This is a genomic window from Stenotrophomonas maltophilia group sp. P373 (genome assembly GCF_053295075.1).
This window is the reverse complement of the sequence record NZ_CM129994.1, coordinates 2,420,340-2,440,156: the sequence shown is the minus strand read 5'-3', so window position 1 is coordinate 2,440,156 and position 19,817 is coordinate 2,420,340. Positions and strand designations below refer to the sequence as shown.

21 protein-coding genes are annotated in these 19,817 nt (G+C 68.0%); 17 read left to right on the top strand and 4 right to left on the bottom strand.

What is annotated here, in order from left to right:
• The first annotated feature begins 18 nt into the window (after window positions 1-18).
• Genes modA through ACSYHF_RS11315 form a run of 3 tightly spaced genes read left to right on the top strand, consistent with a single transcriptional unit; the run spans window position 19 to window position 2,107 of the window.
• Entirely contained in the window at window positions 19-762 is a 744-nt protein-coding gene (modA, locus tag ACSYHF_RS11325; protein WP_447575660.1) for a molybdate ABC transporter substrate-binding protein, read from the top strand.
• Between the two features lie 3 nt (window positions 763-765).
• The gene (gene modB / locus ACSYHF_RS11320; protein ID WP_065177657.1) at window positions 766-1,449 is read left to right on the top strand and encodes a molybdate ABC transporter permease subunit; all 684 of its coding nucleotides are present in this window, start codon (window positions 766-768) and stop codon (window positions 1,447-1,449) included.
• A complete protein-coding gene (locus ACSYHF_RS11315) occupies window positions 1,439-2,107 on the top strand; it encodes a sulfate/molybdate ABC transporter ATP-binding protein (RefSeq protein ID WP_447575659.1) in 669 nt (222 codons plus the stop codon). Before modB ends, ACSYHF_RS11315 begins: the two co-directional genes overlap by 11 nt.
• A 138-nt stretch (window positions 2,108-2,245) precedes the next feature.
• On the opposite strand, the gene ACSYHF_RS11310 is transcribed toward ACSYHF_RS11315, so the two are convergent.
• From ACSYHF_RS11310 to ACSYHF_RS11295, 4 genes are all read right to left on the bottom strand, one after another.
• On the bottom strand, window positions 2,246-3,775 hold the full coding sequence (locus tag ACSYHF_RS11310) for a diflavin oxidoreductase (RefSeq protein WP_447575658.1): 1,530 nt from the start codon (window positions 3,773-3,775) through the stop codon (window positions 2,246-2,248).
• Window positions 3,772-4,200: a PAS domain-containing protein gene (locus tag ACSYHF_RS11305; RefSeq protein ID WP_005416824.1), complete on the bottom strand. Its 429-nt coding sequence runs from the start codon at window positions 4,198-4,200 to the stop codon at window positions 3,772-3,774. Before ACSYHF_RS11305 ends, ACSYHF_RS11310 begins: the two co-directional genes overlap by 4 nt.
• Window positions 4,201-4,415: 215 nt before the next feature.
• Window positions 4,416-4,730 carry an AzlD family protein gene (locus ACSYHF_RS11300; RefSeq protein ID WP_065177661.1) on the bottom strand — a complete coding sequence of 105 codons (315 nt, stop codon included), beginning with the start codon at window positions 4,728-4,730 and terminating at the stop codon, window positions 4,416-4,418.
• On the bottom strand, window positions 4,727-5,458 hold the full coding sequence (locus ACSYHF_RS11295; protein WP_005416820.1) for an AzlC family ABC transporter permease: 732 nt from the start codon (window positions 5,456-5,458) through the stop codon (window positions 4,727-4,729). The genes ACSYHF_RS11300 and ACSYHF_RS11295 overlap by 4 nt, the downstream gene beginning before the upstream one ends.
• A gap of 127 nt (window positions 5,459-5,585) precedes the next feature.
• On the opposite strand from ACSYHF_RS11295, the gene ACSYHF_RS11290 reads away from it, so the two are divergent.
• From ACSYHF_RS11290 to ACSYHF_RS11225, 14 genes are all read left to right on the top strand, one after another.
• Window positions 5,586-6,050: an Lrp/AsnC family transcriptional regulator gene (locus ACSYHF_RS11290; protein ID WP_005413654.1), complete on the top strand. Its 465-nt coding sequence runs from the start codon at window positions 5,586-5,588 to the stop codon at window positions 6,048-6,050.
• A 538-nt stretch (window positions 6,051-6,588) separates the two neighbouring features.
• Window positions 6,589-7,269 (top strand): TonB-dependent receptor, encoded by a 681-nt coding sequence (locus ACSYHF_RS11285; protein ID WP_447575657.1) that lies wholly within the window; start codon window positions 6,589-6,591, stop codon window positions 7,267-7,269.
• 16 nt (window positions 7,270-7,285) lie between these two features.
• On the top strand, window positions 7,286-7,816 hold the full coding sequence (locus tag ACSYHF_RS11280) for an RNA polymerase sigma factor (RefSeq protein ID WP_065177664.1): 531 nt from the start codon (window positions 7,286-7,288) through the stop codon (window positions 7,814-7,816).
• Window positions 7,817-7,884: 68 nt separating this feature from the next.
• Window positions 7,885-8,865, top strand: a complete 981-nt coding sequence (locus tag ACSYHF_RS11275) for a FecR family protein (protein WP_065185681.1) — start codon at window positions 7,885-7,887, stop codon at window positions 8,863-8,865.
• 58 nt (window positions 8,866-8,923) lie between these two features.
• Window positions 8,924-9,475 (top strand): hypothetical protein, encoded by a 552-nt coding sequence (locus ACSYHF_RS11270; protein ID WP_005416804.1) that lies wholly within the window; start codon window positions 8,924-8,926, stop codon window positions 9,473-9,475.
• Between the two features lie 120 nt (window positions 9,476-9,595).
• On the top strand, window positions 9,596-10,177 hold the full coding sequence (locus tag ACSYHF_RS11265) for a hypothetical protein (RefSeq protein WP_005416801.1): 582 nt from the start codon (window positions 9,596-9,598) through the stop codon (window positions 10,175-10,177).
• Window positions 10,178-10,234: 57 nt separating this feature from the next.
• Window positions 10,235-10,672, top strand: coding sequence for a type II secretion system major pseudopilin GspG (gene gspG, locus ACSYHF_RS11260; RefSeq protein ID WP_329915563.1), 438 nt, complete (start codon window positions 10,235-10,237; stop codon window positions 10,670-10,672).
• Between the two features lie 9 nt (window positions 10,673-10,681).
• The gene (gene gspK / locus ACSYHF_RS11255) at window positions 10,682-11,587 is read left to right on the top strand and encodes a type II secretion system minor pseudopilin GspK (RefSeq protein ID WP_032954238.1); all 906 of its coding nucleotides are present in this window, start codon (window positions 10,682-10,684) and stop codon (window positions 11,585-11,587) included.
• Window positions 11,584-12,747, top strand: coding sequence for a type II secretion system protein GspL (gene gspL / locus ACSYHF_RS11250; RefSeq protein ID WP_065177667.1), 1,164 nt, complete (start codon window positions 11,584-11,586; stop codon window positions 12,745-12,747). The genes gspK and gspL overlap by 4 nt, the downstream gene beginning before the upstream one ends.
• Window positions 12,744-13,271, top strand: coding sequence for a type II secretion system protein GspM (gene gspM / locus ACSYHF_RS11245; RefSeq protein ID WP_021203914.1), 528 nt, complete (start codon window positions 12,744-12,746; stop codon window positions 13,269-13,271). The genes gspL and gspM overlap by 4 nt, the downstream gene beginning before the upstream one ends.
• Entirely contained in the window at window positions 13,268-15,649 is a 2,382-nt protein-coding gene (gspD, locus tag ACSYHF_RS11240; RefSeq protein WP_447575656.1) for a type II secretion system secretin GspD, read from the top strand. Before gspM ends, gspD begins: the two co-directional genes overlap by 4 nt.
• Window positions 15,646-17,079, top strand: a complete 1,434-nt coding sequence (gene gspE, locus ACSYHF_RS11235) for a type II secretion system ATPase GspE (protein ID WP_134956253.1) — start codon at window positions 15,646-15,648, stop codon at window positions 17,077-17,079. The genes gspD and gspE overlap by 4 nt, the downstream gene beginning before the upstream one ends.
• 7 nt (window positions 17,080-17,086) lie before the next feature.
• Window positions 17,087-18,286: a type II secretion system inner membrane protein GspF gene (gspF, locus tag ACSYHF_RS11230; protein WP_447575655.1), complete on the top strand. Its 1,200-nt coding sequence runs from the start codon at window positions 17,087-17,089 to the stop codon at window positions 18,284-18,286.
• Window positions 18,287-18,556: 270 nt separating this feature from the next.
• Window positions 18,557-19,732, top strand: a complete 1,176-nt coding sequence (locus ACSYHF_RS11225) for a substrate-binding domain-containing protein (RefSeq protein ID WP_197598944.1) — start codon at window positions 18,557-18,559, stop codon at window positions 19,730-19,732.
• The last annotated feature ends 85 nt before the right edge of the window (window positions 19,733-19,817 follow it).

Below are 19,817 nucleotides of genomic sequence, written 5' to 3'. Positions count from 1 at the left end.
CCTGGCCGGGAGCCGACGATGAAGCGAGCTGGACTGTTGTTGCTGGGCCTGCTGGCCACGGTGCCGGCCTGGGCGGCCACGCTGACCGTTTCGGCGGCATCGAGCCTGACCGAGAGCTTCCGCGAACTGGGCAATGCCTATGAGAAGGCACACCCGGGCACCAAGGTGGATTTCAACTTCGCCGCGTCCGGCGTGTTGCTGCAACAGATCAGCCGCGGTGCGCCGGTGGATGTGTTCGCCTCGGCCGACGAAACCACGATGGACCAGGCCCAGCAGCAGGATCTGCTGGCGGCCGGCACCCGCGAGGTGTTTGCAGCGAACGCGCTGTGGGTGGTGGTGCCGCTGCAGGCCAAGGCGGCGCCGCGTACCTTGAAGGACCTGGCCGGTGCCGGTGTGCAGCGCATCGCACTGGGCAACCCGGACAGCGTGCCGGTCGGCCGCTATGCCAAGGGCGCGCTGGACGTGGCGGGCCTGTGGTCGTCGGTGCAGGGCAGGATCATCACCACGCAGAACGTGCGTCAGTCGCTGGATTACGTGGCGCGCGGTGAAGTGGATGCCGGCTTCGTCTATGCCACCGACGCGCAGGCGATGCCCGACCGGGTGCGCCGTGCGTTCGCGGTGCCGGTGTCCGGGCGCATTGCGTATCCGCTGGCGGTGACCAGGGCCAGTACGCAGCCGGCAGAGGCACGGCGCTTCGCTGCCTTCGTGCGTTCGGCACAGGGCCAGGCGATTCTGGCCAAGCACGGGTTCGGCAAGCCCTGAGGCATGGATCTGGACTGGACCGCGCTGGGGTTGTCGCTGAAGGTGGCCGGCTGGGCCACCGCGATCAATCTGGTGCTGGGCGTGGCGCTGGGCGCGTTGCTGGCCCGCCGTCGCTTCCCCGGGCGCGAGCTGCTGGATTCGCTGCTGACCCTGCCGATGGTGCTGCCACCGACGGTGCTGGGGTACTACCTGCTGGTGTTGATCGGTCGCAATGGTCCGATCGGTGCGTGGCTGCAGTCGTGGTTCGGCATCAACCTGGTGTTCACCTGGCAGGCGGCCGTGATTGCTGCGGCGGTGGCCTCGCTGCCGCTGGTGTTCAAGCCGGCACGCGCGGCGTTCGAGGAAGTGGACGGGCAGCTGGAGCAGGCCGCACGCACGCTGGGTGTGTCCGAAGTGGCGGTGTTTTTCCGCATCACGCTGCCACTGGCGTGGCGCGGCATCCTCGCCGGCCTGCTGCTGGCGTTTGCGCGCGCGATGGGCGAGTTCGGCGCGACGCTGATGGTGGCCGGAAGCATTCCGGGCCGGACGCAGACGTTGTCGATCGCCATCTACGAGGCGGTACAGGCCGGCCAGGACGGCAAGGCCAATGCGCTGGTGATCCTGACCTCGGTGGTCTGCATCGTGATCCTGTTGCTGGCCGCGCGGCTGGTGGGCGGGCGTCGCCGGGAGCTGCGCGATGTGGCTTGACCTGCAGGTGCAGCGTCGCCTGCAGGCGGCCGGCCAGGAGTTCGTGTTGGACGTATCGCTGCAGTGCACGCAGCGGCAGGTGGTGTTGTTCGGGCCCTCGGGCGCGGGCAAGAGCCTGACCTTGAAGGCGGTGGCCGGGCTGCTGCGGCCGGGCCAGGGGCATGTGCGCGTGCAGGGGCAGACCCTGTTCGATGCGGCCACCGGCGTGGATCTGCCGCCGCAGCGCCGCCGGCTGGGCTATGTGTTCCAGGATTACGCGTTGTTCCCGCATCTGAGCGTGCGCCAGAACGTGGCGTTCGGGCTGGAGAAGGGGTGGTTGAATCCACGGAACCGCCAGCACTTCGGTGCGGTGGAGCAGTGGTTGCACGCCTTCCGCATCGACACCGTGGGTGATCTGCTGCCCTCGCAGATTTCCGGCGGGCAGCGCCAGCGCACCGCACTGGCGCGGGCGCTGGTGACGCAACCGCAGGCGCTGCTGTTGGATGAACCGTTCTCCGCACTGGATCATGACCTTCGGCAGCATCTGCGCCAGGAGTTGGAGGCGGTGCTGGACAAGACCGGGATCCCGTTGTTGTTGATCAGCCACGACCCGCAGGACGTAGCCATGTTTGGTCAGCAAGTGGCGCGCGTGGTGGACGGCCGCATCGTCGGCAATTGACCCGTGATGGACGCACCGGCGCTGGTTGGTCACATCTGATGGTAGTGCCGGTCGCTGGCCGGCAACAACGGAATCCTGAGCAGCCGGCCAGCGGCCGGCTCTACCGGTTCAAGGTCCGTGCGGTCCGGTGGTCATGGATCAGTACAACTCGCAGTGGGTGCGGCCTTCGCCCCGCAGTGTGTCCCAGTATCCTTCACCACCGATGGCATCGATGGCCTCGCGCACCGCGCCTTCCAGGTGGCTCTTGTTGCCGCACAGGTACAGGTGCCCACCGCGGGCCAGGACATCGCGCACTTCGGCGGCACGCTGCTGCAGCACATGCTGCACATAGACCTTTTCGGCGCCATCGCGCGAGAACGCGGTATGCAGGCCGGCCAGCACGCCTCGCGTGTGCCAGTCCTGCAGCTGGTCGCGGTACAGGTAGTCGTGCTGGCGGTGCTTCTCGCCGAACACCAGGTGCACTTCACGTTCGCAGGCGTTGGCCTGCAGTTCCTGCATCAGGCCCATCAAGGGTGCGATGCCGGTGCCGGTGCCGACCAGCAGCAGCGGTGCCTGGCCGGTATCGGGCAGGTGGAAGCCGGGGTTGGAACGGCAGTACACCCGGGCGTGGTCGCCGCCGTGCAGCAGGCTGCCGGTGGCGGTGCCGAAGCGCTCGCGGTCGCGCAGGGTGTAGCGCACTTCGCGCACGCACAGGCTCAGCTGGTCGTCGCAAGGGTGAGAGGCGATGGAATAAGCGCGAGGCAGCCGCGGTGACAGCAGCCCGCGCAGCCTGGCCAGAGGAACGCTGTGCGGGGTGGCGTGGTCCTGCAGCACGTCCAGCAGGTCCAGGCCGTGCAGGTAGGCGTCCAGCTCGCGCTTCTGGCTGACCTTCAACAGACCCTTCAGTACCTCGCTACCGCCGAGCCTGGCCAGTTCGCGCAGTACGCCCTTGCTCAGCAGGCGCAGCTCGCGGTCGTGCAGGGCGGCCAAGGCCGCGGTGTCGCCATACCAGGCAGCCAATGCCTGCAGCAGGGCGGGATCGTTCTCGGGTACCACGTGCAGGGTGTCACCTGCGCGGTAGGCCATGCCACTGCCGGCAATGTCCAGCTGCAGGTGCCAGGCAGCGGGGTCGCTGCTGTTCAGGCGGCGACGTTCGAGAATGGGGGCGGCAAACGCATTGTCTTCGCCATAGGCGGTGACCTGCAGGCGCAGGTCCTGGCCAGCGTTGAGGTCGCCCTCCAGCACCTGGCCGAGCACCGGCCGCCATTGCTGGAAGAACTGCTCGTAGCCCAGGTCGGCGTCCACCCGATGCAGCAGCGGCTGCGCCTGGCGCTCGCTCAGTGCAGCATCCAGCGCCTTGGTGAAGCCGCAGAAGCTCGGGTAGCCGGTGTCACCGAGGCCGAACACTGCATAGCGCAGCCCAGCCAGCGTCGGGGTCTGGCGCAGTGTTTCGAAGAACTGTTCGCCATTGGCCGGCGGTTCGCCATCGCCGAACGAGCTGGAAATCGCCAGCAGCACGTCGCCGTGACCGAGACTGGCCACCTCGATGTCGTTGAAAGGGAGCACCTGCGGCGCGTGCGGCTGCAGGTCCGCGCCCAGGCGCTGGGCCAGGGCGCGGGCATTGCCCGACTCGGACGCGAAACCCACCAGCAGGCGGCTGAAGGGCGTACTGGTCGGGAGGGCGTTCACGCGGCCTCGTAGAAGTCGTCGAACTTTTCCTTGCTGAACTCGACCAGCTCGTAGTTCTGCATCAGGTCGTTCACCACGCGGCGGATGCTGATGTAGGAGGTGATGTTGCCGTCGGCGTCGAACAGCGGTTGCACGGTGGTGTCGACCACGTAGAGCACGCCGCCCTTGCCGAGGTTGGGCACGATGCCGGTCCAGGTCTTGCCGGCCTTGATGGTGTCCCACATGTCCTTGTAGACCGCCTTGGGCACATCCGGGTGGCGCACGATGCTGTGCGGCTGGCCGATCAGTTCCTCGCGGGCGAAGCCGGTGAGGGTGCAGAACAGATCGTTGGCGTAGGTGATGTTGCCCTGCAGGTCGGTGGTGGAGATCACCATGACGTTCTGCATGGCGTTCAGCAGCTGGGCGTTGTCGGGGGTGTAGCTCATCGCAGGGTCCTTGTGGATGCCGGTAACGCCGGCGTGTTCGGGTCCTGCATAGAGATACGCCCGCACGGCAGCGGGCGGTTTGACATTGGTCAAGCGGGTGGCGCGAAGGGCTGCGACCGGGTGTCGCAGGGAGCTGAGCCCATGCTTGGCTCGCGCGGCAAGCGGGAATGCCAGCTGCCGGGCGTGGGCTCGGCTCTACAGAAACGGCGGGCGCGTCAGCCCATCAGATAGCGCAGCAGTCCGGCCGAGGTGACGCCGATCAGCACCGTCGGCAGCATCGAGAGCCGCGTGGCGGCCAGCAGGGTGATCGCCAGCGCGGCGAGGTCGGCCGGCTTGTCGGCGACGAAGTCCGGGGCGATCACCGAGATCAGCACGCAGCCCGGCGCGGCTTCCATCACCGTCACGGCGCGTTTGCTCAACGTGCGGTTGCGCAGCGCGAGGAAGCCGACGATGCGGGTCAGGTAGGTGGCGGCAGCCATCAGCACGATGGTCAACACCGAGGTCCAGTGGATCAGTCCATTGAAGATCATGCCGGGTCCTCCGCCAGCAGCCAGGCGGCGGCCAGGCCGGCCAATGCGCCGCTGGCCACGTACCACGCGCCCGGGATCAGCAGGTAGGTGGCGGCGGCGACGACCAGGCTGACCAGCCACGGTCTAGCCGCCTTCATGCCCTGCCACATGCCGCGCAGCAGCACCAGGAACACGGCGGGGAAGGCCATGTCGAAGCCGTAGGCGTGGATGTCGCCCAGCATCGGCCCGACGATCGCACCGAGTGCGGTGCAGGCCACCCAGACGGTGTACAGGCCTGCCGATACGCCCAGGTAGTAGGCCAGGCTGAAGCCAAGTGCGCGTCGGCGCGCATCAGCCACGCCCATCGCCCAGCTTTCGTCGCACATGAAGAACAGCGCTGGCAGCACACGGCGGCGCGGCAGGTGTTGCAGCAGCGGGGCCAGGCTGGCGCCCATCAGCAGGTGGCGGCTGTTGACCAGCGCGGTGATCGCCACGATCAGTGCGATGTGCGGTGGCGAGGTCCACAGTTCGACGGCGGCGAACTCCGAACCGCCAGCGAAGTTGAGGCCGGTCATCAGCGGTACTTCCAGTGCGCTCAGACCCTTCTGGGCCGCCTGCGCGCCGAGCACCAGGGCGAACGGAATGAAGCCGATCATCACCGGTACGGCGGCGCGCAGGCCGCGCAGGAATTCGGCACGCGGCGCGGTATCGCAGGTGTCTGGCAGGGGGAGGGTGGTACGGGCGTCCATGGAACGGCACGACGAGGTGGGGGTGGCCCATGCTAGCGGTCCGATCACGAAATCGGGTTGCGTTGATGCCACTGGATTCTGGATGATTGATATTCCATGCGGCCAGAGTCGACCAGGACGAAATTTCATGCAGTATCAGCTCGACAACCTTGATCGCCGCATCCTCGACGCCCTGCAGCGCGACGGCCGCCTGCAGAACCTGGAGCTGGCCCGTCTGGTCGGGCTGTCGCCGTCGGCCTGCCTGCGCCGGGTGCGGCTGCTGGAGGAGGGCGGTTACATCGACCGCTACGTGGCGCTGTTGAACGAGGCCAAGGTGGGCCGCGGCTTCACCGTGTTCGTGCGGGTGTGGCTGCGCGGGCAGGACGAGGACACCACCAATCACTTCATCAACAGCATCAAGTCTTTCCCGGAAGTGCTGGAATGCCATCTGATGGCCGGTGACTGCGATTTCCTGCTGCGGGTGGCGGTGGCCGACCTTGATGCCTACCGGCAGTTCCAGATGCAGCACCTGAACCGGATCGCCGGCGTGCAGAACACCAAGACCGAGATTCCGATGCAGCGGATCAAGCAGACGACCCAGCTGCCGCTTTGAGGGATGGGGTTTGCGGCCGGGTTGCACCCGGCACCCGCCGGTAGTGCCGGCCGCTGGCCGGCAACCTCAGAAGCAACGGCCGAAGCAACAGCGTGCATTCCGTGGGATGGCGGGGTGGGTCCGGTTGCAGGGGACGCCGTAAACCCTTCCATGGGGGCTTGGCCGCGGCATCCATGCCGCGGACACCCCTGCAACCAGACCCACCCCGCCTTCGACAGTTTCCCGCGATCTGCCGGAACGGCATGAACTGCTCTTGGTGGGGGTCGACCTTGGTCGACACGTTTGGGTCGGCACGGGGCGGATCCCGTTGCTGCGCAACGGGCTCTGACCCCAGGGGCAGATGGTCATGTCTGTTCGATTCATTGATTCCTGATGCGTGACTGGCCCCACGGAGCCTGCCTCGGCGTCAGCCGTGGCGGCGGTCATCGCAATGACATGTGCCCCCGGTACGGTTTGAGCCCGCTTGCGGGTCGCGCGCGGGCCGGGGTTCCGGTCGTGGTGCGCGTCCACTGCAGCTGCTGTCGCTGCCGAGGGTCATGTGTTCTACGTCAGGGGGCTGAATGGACACCATGCGGTCAGAACTTGGAAGGTGGCCATCGCCGCATGGCTGCTGCTGTCCTTTGCCGCTGCCGCACAGGACGCGGTTCATGCCTACGACATCCCTGCGCAGCCGCTGGAACAGGCGGTCGAGCGCTTCAGTGTCATCAGTGGGTGGTCGGTGATGTACCCCGGCGACCTTGCTTCGGGCCGCAGCAGCCATGCGCTGCGCGGGAGCCTGGCGCCGCTTGCGGCGCTGGAGTCGCTGCTGCAGGACACCGGGATCGAGGCGGAGGTGATCGGCGAGCAGCGTGTGGTGCTGCGCCGGGGCAAACCCTCGGCCGCGGAACCCGGTATTGGCGCGGGGCTTCCCGAGGCCGAACGTCGGCGTCGCTACGGCGGGTTGCAGCAGCGGCTGCGTGAGGCGTTCTGTGACGACCCGGAGATTGCGCCCGGCCGCTATGCCGCAACGCTGCGCTTCCGCATCGACGGCGCGGGCCAGGTGAGCGAGCCCGAGCTGCTGTCCGGCAGTGGCAGTGATCGCCGCGACGCACGCCTGCTGCAGGCGCTGCACGGCCTGGTGCTGGCGGCCGAGGCCGCCGCGCTGCCACAGCCGGTGACGCTGCAGATCCGTCCTTCCGGCACCGACCACGACTGCGGCCGGCGCGCGCCCCTTCCATGACTTCAAGGATTCGAACATGAGCAACGGTACGGCTGGGGCGGTTGATCTGATGGACCACCTCCTGGGTGCCTACGACGAGCTGAAACGCCGGTTGGTGCGCAAGCTCGGATCGGAAGAGCTGGCCGGCGACGCGCTGCAGGACACGTGGGTGCGCCTGAGTGCGCGCCGTGACCGCCTGGACGCGGTGCAGAACCCTGCGGCCTACCTGCTGCGGATGGCGATGAACACCGTGATCGACCGCCAACGGGCAGACCACCGCCTGCTGAGCCTGGAGGAGGTGGATACGCTGATGGACATGGCCGACCCGGGGCCGGGGCCGGCGCAGGCGGCCGAGCTGGACTTCGCGCTGGAAGACATGGTCGGCCTGCTGCAGCGCATGCCCGAGCGCCGTCGTCGCATCCTGCTGGCAATCCGCGTCGATGGCCTGCAGCAGCGCGACGTGGCCGACCACCTCGGTGTGTCGCTGCGGTTGGTGCAGCGGGAGCTGAAGGCAGCCCAGGACTACCTGGCCGAACGCAGCGGGCAGGGGCGCCAGGTGCGGTTCTGAGCGACGGCATCCGTCTACACTTTGACGCCGAGCAGAACCCCGCAGCGTGCGGGTCCGGCATGAGACCCATGGATCCTGACGACCGCCCGCAACGCCCGCTGGATGCAGTTGAGCGTCAGGCCCATGCGTGGGTGGTGCGGCTGACCTCGGGCGAGGCGACCGCTGCCGATGGGCGCCGGTTCCGTGCATGGTGCGAGTCCGACCCGCGTCATCGTGAAGCGTTTGGCCGTGCGCGCAGGCAGTGGGAGCAGGTGCGGCTGGCCGGCGAGCGACTGCCCGCCGGCGCGCGCGAACCGGTCGCGCCGACGCCGGCCCAGCGCTGGAGCCGGCGCGCCTTCCTGGGCGCTGCGGTGGCAGCGCCAGCCAGTCTGGTGGTGGCGGCGGCGCTCCGCCCGCCGCTGGGATTGTGGCCCTCGGTGACGGCGATGGCGGCCGATTTCCACACCGGCACAGGTGAACGACTACAGATCGCGCCCTTGCCGCAGCTCAAGATCGAACTGGATACGCAGAGCAGCCTGCGTCGCCGCGCGCACGCGCAGGGCGAAGGCTTCGAGCTGGTGCAGGGCCAGGCCTCGATCGAAACCGGCGCTGGCCTTCGCCTGGCGCTGTTCGCGGGCCCGGGTTGCGTGATTACCGATGAAGGTGCGGTGCGCCTGGACGTGCGCAACACCCACGGCCAGGTACGGGTGACCTGCCTGCAGGGTAGCGCCCGTATCGAGCACCCGCAGGGCCGCCTGCAGCTGCAGGCTGGCCAGCAGACCCGGTTCGACGAGCGCCTCAGTGGCGTCGTGGCCGAGGCCGTAGCTTCGGAAGTGAGTGCCTGGACCGAAGGCATGCTTGTGTTCCGCCGCGCACCGCTGGGCGAGGTGGTGGACGAGATCAACCGTTACCGGCGGGGCAAGGTACTGCTGGGTGAATCGGCATTGGCGCGCGCGCCGGTCAGTGGCCGCTTCCGCATCGATGATCCGGACGCGGCGCTGGAGCAGCTGCGACTGACGATGTCGCTGGATCTGCGTCGCTTTCCGGGTGGCATCGCCGTCCTTGGATAGATGAAGGCGCTGGCCGTGCGCGCCGCGCAGGGCTGTTGCAAGCGAGGAGAAGCCAAGGATGCGCAACGAGACCATCGGTGTGCTCGATCTGCGTCGCAATCTGTCTGCATTGCTGGAAACCACCCAGCGAAGGCCCTTGATGGTGCATCGCTATGGTTCGCCCTGGGTGTGCGTGGTGTCTGACGCGCAGTGGCAGCAGCAGGCGGTGCTGCTGGACTTCAATCCGCAGTCACACCCATTGGCGATGCTGCTGCGGCTGCAGCAGCAGGAGATGCCCCTGGTCGAATCCGGGGCGCTGCCGCCTGCGGCGCTCGCACGCGCACTGCTGTTGGCGGACATCCATGGCATCGACGATCTCACGCAGCTGCATGAGCAGGTGCTGCATCATCGGCTCTGGCACTGGTTCGTGGCGGGCGCCCATGGGGTGATGGACGGGTGGCAGCTGCCCGCACTGCGCGTCGCGCTGGCGTCATGGTGCGATGACGTGGACATGACCGATGCACTGGTCGCATTCGCTGCCCGCAGCGACGTGGCGGTACTGGCCCGCCGTTGTGGGGGTGACGCACCGCGGCTGCAGCGCGAAGCCTGCAGGCGGATGACGCTGCGATGACGTTGCCGATGAAGCGCCACCCCGTGCACAGAGTTGCATTCGCGGTGTCGCTTCACCTGCCTTGCTGACGTCTTCTCCAGAGTACGACGCACCACGCGTCGCGGAGCACGGGCGGCGCAGATGGAAGACAGTCGCAGGATCAGCATGCTGGAGCTGGATCGCCACCTGAGCCAGTCACTGGAACAGGCACGGCACACGCCACTGAACGTGCAGCGCTACGGGCGCTCGTGGGTCTGGGTGCTGTCCAGTGACGCCTGGGCGGATGCGGCACGCTGGGCGGCACTGGACAGCAGTGCGCATCCACTGGCGGCACTTCGAAAGGCCCTCGACCTGCGGCTGTCGCCCTGGCCCGACGCGGCCATGAGCGCGCTGCCGCTTGGCGCAGCCGATGCGCGGCTGCTGCAACGTGCGGCCCTGCTGGTGATCGTGCGTGACCTCAACAGTGCGCAGCGTGTGTACGACGACCTGCGCTACCACCAGGCGTACCGCATGTTCATCGGTTTCGACCACGGCACCGCGTGGTCGCCGACGCAGTGCATGCGCCTGCTGCAGGCGTGCGTGCATCCGTTGCTGCGCGAGTGCATCGACCAAACACTGGCCAGCGTGCCGCCGCACCTGCTCGAGGCGGCACGCGTGCCGGCTGCACGTGCGCCCGCACAGGCAACCGCGCAGCGAATCGCAGGCGGATGTTTATCGTACTGACACATGCACCGCTGACCATGGTGCAGCGGTCTCTTCCAGGATGACGAGGGCGGAACAATGGCAAGGCAGGCAGGTGGTCGCAGGGCTCGGGAGCAGGGCTTCAGCCTGATCGAGATCATGGTGGTGGTGGTGATCATCGGCATCCTTGCCGCGCTGATCGTGCCGCGGTTGATGGACCGTCCGGACCAGGCGCGTGTGGTGGCGGCGCGCCAGGACATCGCGGCGCTGATGCAGGCGCTGAAGTTGTTCAAGCTGGACAATGGGCGCTATCCCAGTGCCGAACAGGGCCTGCAGGCGCTGGTGAAGCCGCCGCAGGGCAGCGGTGCGTTGCCGGTGACGCCGTATCTGGATCGCCTGCCGAATGATCCGTGGGGCCATCCTTACCAGTACCAGGTTCCAGGCACTCATGGCGACATCGATGTGTTCTCGCTGGGTGCGGACAGCAAGCCCGGTGGCGACGCCGGGAACGCAGACATCGGCTCCTGGCAGCTGTGAGGCGTGCTGATGGCAGCCCGGACGCGTTCGATTTCATGCATCCACCAGCGTGGCGTAGCGGTGATCGTCGCCTTGCTGGTGGTGGCATTGGTGGCCGTGATTGCCACTGCGCTGTTGACCCGGCAGTCGGCGCAGCTGCGCGCGCTGCGCGGCGACCAGTTGCGCGCACAGGTACGCATGGCGGTGGATGCGACGCTGGAGCGTGCGGCGCAGCAGCTGCGTGAGGATGTCAAGGAACAGCTGACCACGGTGCGCAGCGGGCGCTGGGCGCGCCCGTTGGAACTGCAGGCGCCATTGCCGGTGCAGCTGCAACTGGTCGATGCGCAGTCGATGTTCAACCTGCGCAACCTGCTGGCACAGGGCAGGCCGGACCCCGAGGCGCGGGGCGCGTTCGTCGCGTTGTGCGCCGGGCAGGGGCTGGGCCAGGGCACCTGCGCATCCGCGGTGGACCACATCCAGGCGCGCCTGCGCGACGGCGATGTGCAGGCGCAGGCACCGCTGCCGCGCGAATCACTGATCGAACAGGCGCTGGTCGGCGCTGACCCGGTGGCGTTGCAGGCGTTGGTGCGGCGCACAGTGGTGTTGCCGGCGCAGACCCTGGTCAACGCCAACACCTGCGACCTGAGCGTCCTGCAGGCGGTGGCGCCTGCGGTGGAACCGGCAAGGCTGCAGGCGCTGCTCGCTGAGCGCGACGCCGGCCACTGGCTGCTCAACCGCGGTGACATCGCCAACCGACTCCAACTGAGCAACGAACAGATGGCCGTGCTTCCGCTGGGTATCCATAGCGAGTGGTTCCTGGCCGTGGGCCGGGTGCAGGCTGACGGCAGCGCGGTTGATTTTCGCGCGCTGCTCTGGCGCGAGTACCGCGACGACGGGGTACGTGTACAACGGGTGTGGACGAGGATCGGCGCATGACGGTGCAGCTTCGGGTGCGCCTGCCGCCGTTGGCGCACCTGCGCGCCGACAGCGCGGTGGACTGGGCGCAGCTGCACAAGGACGAGGTAGTGGCACACGGCCGCGACACGCTGGCCGCGCTGGGTCTGCGGCATCCGCGGGCCACAGTGCATGCCTGCCTTGACCCGAACGACCTGATCCTGCTGGAACTGCAGCTGCCACCGCTGTCCGGGCGCCGCCTGCAGGCGGCGTTGCAGGGTGAGGTGGAGGCCATGCTGCTGGATGACCTGCAGGACGTGGCGCTGGCCCACGGTCCGCAGGCGGCAGACGGTACGGTTCCGGTGGCCTGGCTCGGCCAGCAGGCCATCGCGCAGGTGCAGCAGCTGCTGGCCTCGTGTGCGCTGCAGCTGCAGGCGTTGTATCCGACGCCACTGCTGCTGCCTTGGCAGCGCGGCCACGCCACGCTGCAGGTCAGCGGCGAGCATCTGCTGGTGCGCAGCGGGCGCGATCGGGGACTTGTCCAATGGTATGGCGGACGTGACGCGTCCGCGGTGATGCAGGCGTTGGCCACCCGCCTGCAACAGGCCGGGGTGCGGGCCGTGCAATGGATCGACAGCGTACCGCCGGCGTGGCCGGATAGCCTGCCGGCCAGCGCCGTTGCGCATGAACAGCAGGCCTGTGGTCCGTTGCCGGGTTGGTCATTGCCGCTGCCCGGCGCAGGCCGTCAAGCGCCGCGACTGGCGATCGGCCTGGCACTGGCGGCGGTGCTGCTGGCTGCACTTGGCCTGCAGTGGCAGGTCTCGCGTTGGCGGATCGAGGGTGAGGCGCTGCAGCAGGGCATGGCACGGCAGTTCAGCGCACGCTTTCCGGAGGTCACCGATGTGGTGGACCCGGTGTTGCAGGCAAGGCGAGCGCTTGCGGTTCCACCGCCGACGCCGCCGTTGCCGGCGCTGCAACGTCAGATCGCCAGCACGCTGCACGCGGTTCCGGAGCTGGCGGGTCAGGTGCACAGCCTGCACTACCAACCCGGGCAGGTGTACCTGGAGCTGGACGCCGATGCCCAGGCATTGGCCGACGATCCACAGCGGCTTGAGCGCTGGCAGCAAGCGATGCAGGCGCAGGGACTGCAGCTGGCGCGCGATACCGGTGGACGCCTGCGGGTGAGCGGAGCGGGACAGTGACGACCCGAACCCTGCGGCTGGGCCAGGGGCTGGTGGGCCTGCAGCAGCGCTGGCAACGCCTGCCACCGCGCGACCGGCTGATGCTGTGGGTGATGGTGGTGGCGCTGCTGGTAGCGGGCCTGTGGTCGTTATGGCTGGAGCCCCTGCTGAAGCAGCGCACGCACTGGCAGGCCGAACTGCCACGGCTGCAGGCGCAGTCCCGCGCACTGGCGCCGCTGCTGCGCGCGCGTGAGCGCCAGCAGCTGGCGCAGGGCCAGCATCCGACCCTGGCCGGGCTGCGTGACCAGATCAAGGCTGCCGGTCTGGCCGACGGCCTGCATATCGAAGCGCGCGACGGGCGCTGGCACCTGCAGGTACGGGCCGTACCCGCCGATGCGCTATGGAACTGGCTGCTGCCGCTGCTGGCCGACCCGGCCATCGAGTTGCAGCAGCTGCAATTGACACGCACAGGGGATGCGAACATGCCGGCGGCACGGATTTCAGGACACATCGTGATGGTGGCAACTGCGGGTGCCCATCCATGAGGGCGATGCGCAGCCTTGCCTGCAGTGCCGCATTGGCACTGATCGTGTGCATGGGCCACGCGCCGGCACCCGTGCTGGCGCAGGACACCCGCGATGAGCCGGTGCAGTTGAACCTGGTCGACACCGACATCGGCGGCGTGCTGCGCATGGCGGCGCGCTTCACCGGGCGCCAGTTCCTGGTCGACCCACGCGTGACCGGCAAGATGACGGTGGTTTCCGATGGCCCGGTCAGCCGTACCCAGGCCTACCAGTTGCTGCTGGGCGCATTGCGCATGCGTGGCTTCGCCGTGGTCGAGAACGGCGGCGTCAGCCGGGTGGTGCCGCAGGCCGATGCCAAGTTGCTCGGTGGACGGGTGGGCAGCGGTGGTGCAGGGGGCGAGATCGCCACGCGCACCTTTGCGCTGCGCTATGAGAATGCGGCGGCGCTGGTGGCTGTGCTGCGGCCGATGATCAGCCCGGACAATCCGATCACCGCCAATCCAGGCAACAACACCCTGGTGATCACCGACTACGCCGACAACCTGGATCGCATCGCGCGGGTGATCGCCAGCGTCGACACGCCCGCCGGCATGGACACCGATGTGGTGAAGCTGCAGCAGGGCATTGCGGTGGACGTGGCGGCAATGGTCGCACCGCTGCTGGATGCGCAGGGTGCCGAGCCGGGCCAGAAGGTGGTGGTGATGGCCGACCCGCGCAGCAACAGCGTGCTGCTGCGTTCCAGCAGCCCGGGCCGCACCCGCCTGGCGCGGCAGCTGGTGGAAAAGCTGGACCGTGCCCAGGACGAGTCCGGCAACCTGCATGTGGTCTACCTGCGCAACGCCCAGGCCAACCAGCTGGCCGGTGTGCTGCGTGGCGTGGTAGCCGGACAGAGCGATGCACCGGCAATGGGCAGCAACCAAGGAATCACCCCGCTGCCGGGTGACGCCAACCGTCCCACGCCCACCCAGACGTCGCAGCCGCAGCAGGCCAAGCCCGGGGGCAATGCGCTGGAATCGCAGCGGCTGGACCCGAGCCGGGGCGACCCGATCGATGCAGGAAGCACCGGCTTCAGCCAGAACGGCATTTCGGTACAGGCGGACGTGGCCACCAACACCCTGCTGATTTCGGCGCCGGAGCCGGTGTACCGCAACCTTCGGCGGGTGATCGACCAGCTCGACCAGCGCCGTGCGCAGGTGCTGGTGGAAAGCCTGATCGTGGAGGTCAACCAGACCGACGCGGCCGAGCTGGGCGTGCAGTGGATGCTGGGCAACGGCCGTACGTTTGGCGGCACCCATTTCGGGGGCGCTACCGGCGGTAGCGGGCTCAATACCGGTGCGCGTACCACGCTGGACGTGCTGCCCAAGGATGGCCTGAAGATCGGCGTGATCGACGGCACCATCAACCTGCCCGGTGTCGGCCAGATCCTCAACATGAAGGCGCTGGCCACTGCGCTGCAGAGCAAGGGCGGCGCCAACATCCTGTCGACGCCGAACCTGATGACGCTGGACAACGAGGCAGCCAGCATCATGGTCGGCCAGACCGTGCCGTTCGTCAGTGGCCGCTACGTGACCGACGGTGGCGGCGGCAGCAACAACCCCTTCCAGACCATCGTGCGCGAAGACGTGGGCCTGAAGCTGCGGGTGCGCCCACAGATTTCCGAGGGCGGTACGGTGAAGCTGGACATCTACCAGGAAGTCAGCAGCATCGACGCGCAGAGCGCGAACAGCACGGCCGGCATCATCACCAACAAGCGCGCACTCGATACCAGCGTGCTGCTGGACGATGGCCAGATCATGGTGCTCGGTGGCCTGCTGGAAGACAGCGTCAGCCACGGCCGTGATGCGGTACCGGGGCTGGGGAAGATCCCGGTGCTGGGTGCCTTGTTCCGCAGCGACTCGCGCAAGCGCGCCAAGACCAACCTGATGGTGTTCCTGCGTCCGCACGTGGTACGCGACCCGGCCGCAGGACAGCGCCTGACCCGCGACCGCTACGACTACATGCGCAATGCGCAGGCCGGCGCGCAGCCCGTACAGAGCTGGGCCTTGCCCGCGCTGCCGGCGCCGCAGCTGCCACCGCAGGACCTGACGGTACTCGGCCAGGGCAATGCGCGCGATGGCCACGGCCAGCCGTTGCAGAACACCAGCCTGGCAGCGTTGTATCCGGCCGGTGACGGCGATGCGCAGCTGGTGCAGTTCGCACAGGGGCTGGAGCCGAGCCGTGCCAGCCAGGGCGTGGCGCAGGTGCGGGCGCTGGGCCTGCAGGCCTACGCGGAGGCGACGCCGGGCGAGAGTGGGCAACGCCTGCGCGTGCGGCTGCCGCGTGATCCGGTGAAGTTGGACCCGGCATTGCAGCAGCTGCGCGGGCTGGGCTACACGCCGGAACTGGTGATCGGGCCGTGAGCGCCGTTGTGCCGCTGCCGTACGCGTGGGTGCGCAGCCACGGCGTGATGCTGACCGAAGCCGGTGGCGAGCAGGTGCTGCTGGGAACGGACGATACCGCAGCGTGGGCCGTGGCCGAGCTGCGCCGGCGGCATGGCCCGCTTCCGTTCCAGGCATTGGATGCCGCGACCTGGCAGCAGCGGTTGGGTGAGCAGTACCGTGACGGCGGTGATGCCGCTGCCGTGGTCGGTGCCGCCGAAAGCGAAGTCGATCTGGACCGGCTGATGCAGGACATGCCGGAGGTCACCGACCTGCTGGATGCGCAGGACGATGCACCGGTGATCCGCATGATCAATGCGCTGCTGGCACAGGCCGCGCGCGATGGCGCCAGCGATCTGCATATCGAGCCATTCGAGACCCATTCAGTAGTGCGCTACCGGGTGGACGGCACCCTGCGCGACATGGTGCAGCCACGGCGCGCATTGCACGCGGCGCTGGTGTCGCGCATCAAGATCATGGCCCACCTGGACATCGCCGAGAAGCGGTTGCCGCAGGACGGGCGCATCGCGATCCGCGTGGGCGGGCGGCCGCTGGACATCCGTGTTTCCACTGTACCGACCGCGCATGGCGAGCGCGCCGTGCTGCGATTGCTGGAAAAGGATGCCGGCCGCCTGCAGCTGCAGCGCCTGGGCATGGCCGATGACACCTTGGCCACGTTCACCGGATTGATCCGCCAGCCGCATGGGATCGTGCTGGTGACCGGGCCGACCGGCAGCGGCAAGACCACGTCGCTGTACGCCGCGCTGGGCCAGCTCGACAGCAGCACCAGCAATATCCTCACCGTGGAAGATCCGGTGGAGTACGACTTTGCCGGCATCGGCCAGATCCAGGTCAATGCGCGCATCGGCATGAGCTTCGGCACCGCGCTGCGCGCGATCCTGCGCCAGGATCCGGACACCATCATGATCGGCGAGATCCGTGACCTGGAGACCGCACAGATCGCGGTGCAGTCATCGCTGACCGGGCACGGTGTGCTGGCTTCGCTGCACACCAACGATGCGGTCTCGGCGGTGACCCGCCTGGCCGACATGGGCGTGGAACCGTTCCTGCTGGCCTCGTCGCTGCGCGGTGTGCTGGCGCAGCGGCTGGTGCGGCGGCTGTGCACGCAGTGCCGGCGTGCCGAGCTGGATGGCGAAGGCCGGACCGTATGGCGCGCAGTGGGCTGCACGGCCTGTGCCAACAGTGGCTATCGCGGACGCACGGGCATCCATGAGCTGTTCGTGGTGGACGACCGGGTACGCGCACTGATCCATGAAGGGCAGGGTGAGCCTGCGCTACGCGAGGCGGCGCGGCGGGCCGGCATGCGGACCCTTCGGCAGGACGGCCAGCGCTGGGTCGACAGCGGGGTGACCACGCTGGAAGAGATCCTGCGCGTCACCGGCGACGACTGAGGCCTGCATGGCACTGTTCGATTACCAGGCTGCCAACGCGCAGGGCCGCATCGAGAAAGGTCAATTGGACGCCGACAGCCCGCGCGGTGCTCGCCAGCTGCTGCGTGGGCGCGGGCTGACACCCGTGCAGGTCAGCGCGGCGCGAAGTGCAGGCACTGGCTGGGGCGCTCGCCGCTTGTCGGCCAGCGAGCTGGCCTGGGCCACGCGCCAGCTGGCCAGCCTGCTGGCGGCCAGCCTGCCGTTGGAAGCTGCATTGAGTGCGGTGATCGAACAGGCCGAGCGCCCGCACGTGGCCCAGGCACTCACCGCTGTGCGCGCCGACGTGCGCGCCGGCCAGCGCCTGACCGTGGCACTGGCCGCGCGGCCACGCGATTTCCCGCCGATCTATCGGGCGCTGGTGGGTGCAGGTGAGGATTCCGGCGATCTGGCGCGGGTGATGGAGCGTCTGGCCGACTACATCGAGGAACGCAATGCGCTGCAGGCCAAGGTACTGACCGCCTTCATCTACCCGGCGGCGATCAGCCTGGTATCGGTGGCGATCGTGATCTTCCTGCTCAGCTACGTGGTGCCGCAAGTGGTGACCGCATTCGTGCAGGCGCGGCAGACGCTGCCGATGCTGACCCAGGTGATGCTGGCCGCCAGCGCGTTCGTGCGCAGCTGGGGCATGTGGGTGGGGCTCGGCATCGCTGCGCTGGTGGTGGCATGGCGGTTGGCGTTGCGGCGGTCGGAACTGCGCCTGCGCTGGGACGCGATGCTGCTGCGGCTGCCGATGGTCGGGCGTTTCGTGCTGGGCGTGAACAGTGCGCGCTTCGCCTCGACACTGGCGATCCTGCTGGATGCCGGCGTGCCATTACTGCGCGCATTGGAAGCGGCGCGGCAGACCCTGGGCAACGCGTTGCTGGCGCGCTGTGCCGATGATGTGGCTGCACGCGTACGCGAAGGTGCGGCACTGGGTGCTGCGTTGAAGGCGCAGAAGGTCTATCCGCCGATCCTGGTGCACCTGGTGGCCAGCGGCGAGAAGACTGGTTCGCTGGCGCCACTGCTGGACCGCGCCGCACAGACGATCTCGCGCGACATCGAGCGTCGCGCGATGGCACTGACCGCGCTTCTGGAACCGACCATGATCCTGGTGATGGGCGGCGTGGTGCTGACGATCGTGCTGGCCGTGCTGATGCCGATCATGGAAATGAACCAGTTGGTGCAGTAGATCCACGCCATGCGTGGATGGATCAACCGACGCGCGCATGGGCGGCACATCCACGCATGGCGTGGATCTACTGGTGCCTGGATTTCTCCACACAATCCTCCACACCTTTTTCCGATCTTCCACAGGTTTCTTAAGCGGCCTGTCATCGGCGCGGACCAGCATGGACCCGTCGCCGCAGAGTGGGCTGGGAGGCCCTCGGCGGCAGCAGGCGTGTAGTGACCGTTCCTCCCTTGGCGTTTCCCTTCGCAGTAAACCCTTCAGGAGAAGATCATGACCAAGTACAAGACCCTGGCCGCGCTGGTTGCCACCGCGCTGCTCGCTACCGTGGGCGCCGCCTCGGCGCAGACCGTTACCGGCGGCGGTGCCTCGCTGCCGGCCGACCTCTACAAGGGTTCGGCCGACAGTATCCTGCCGGCGAACTTCACCTACGCCGTGACCGGTTCGGGTACCGGCAAGAAGGCCTTCCTGGAAAACAACTCGGCGCTGTTCTCGACCACCGGCACCGTGCATTTCGCCGGCAGCGATTCGGTGCTGAGCAGCACCGACCTGAGTAACTACACCACCAACTTCAACCAGCCGACCAACGCCAATCGCTACGGCGCGCTGATCCAGGTGCCGTCGGTGGCCACCTCGGTCACCATCCCGTTCAACAAAGCCGGTTCGGCGGTGGACCTGAGCGTGGCGCAGATCTGCGGCGTGTTCTCGGGTGCGATCAGCGACTGGTCGACCATCGATGCCAACCGCAGTGGCCCGATCCAGGTGGTGTACCGCGCGGAAAGCAGCGGTACCAGCGAAATGTTCAGCCGCTTCCTGACCGCGGCCTGTGCCGCTGAGAACGCTGAAACCTCGAAGCTGGTGGGCGGCAAGTTCGCCATCAAGTCGACCTTCGCCGACCTGTACAAGCGCGATGCCAACGGCAACCTGCCGGCGTTCCTGGTGGCCGCCCCGGCCACCGGTGGCACCTCGCTGTACAACACGGTCTACGCTGCTGAAGGCCGTATCGGCTACGTCGGCCCGGACGTGATCCCGAGCCTGACCGATGCGACCAAGGTCGCCAAGGTCAAGGGCTTCTCGCCGGACCAGGTGAGCGTGCAGGCCACCCTGGACACCGTTGCTCCGCCGACCGGCACCGATGCTGAGAACCCCGCCAACTGGGTGCCGGTGTTCGGCAACCCGTCGGCTGGCTATCCGATCGCCGGCTACACCAACCTGGTGATCGGCCAGTGCTACAAGGATTCGAGCGTTGCCACCAGCCTGCGCGGCTTCCTGGCCCGCCACTATCCGGCCACCTACACCGTCACGTATGAGAAGTCGATCACCGACCACGGCTTCATTCCGCTTACCAAGGCCTGGCGCGATGCGATCCGCAACCGCTTCGTGCTGGCCAGCAGCACTGCCGGCCTGAACAACCCCAGCACCTGCGCCGGCATCGGTCGTCCGCTGTAATCCGCAGCGCCGGTTGAATCCTGCTTGACGCGACGCCGGCCTCTGGGCCGGCGTCGCCATTTCCGCGACGGTGCCGCCGCCGCAG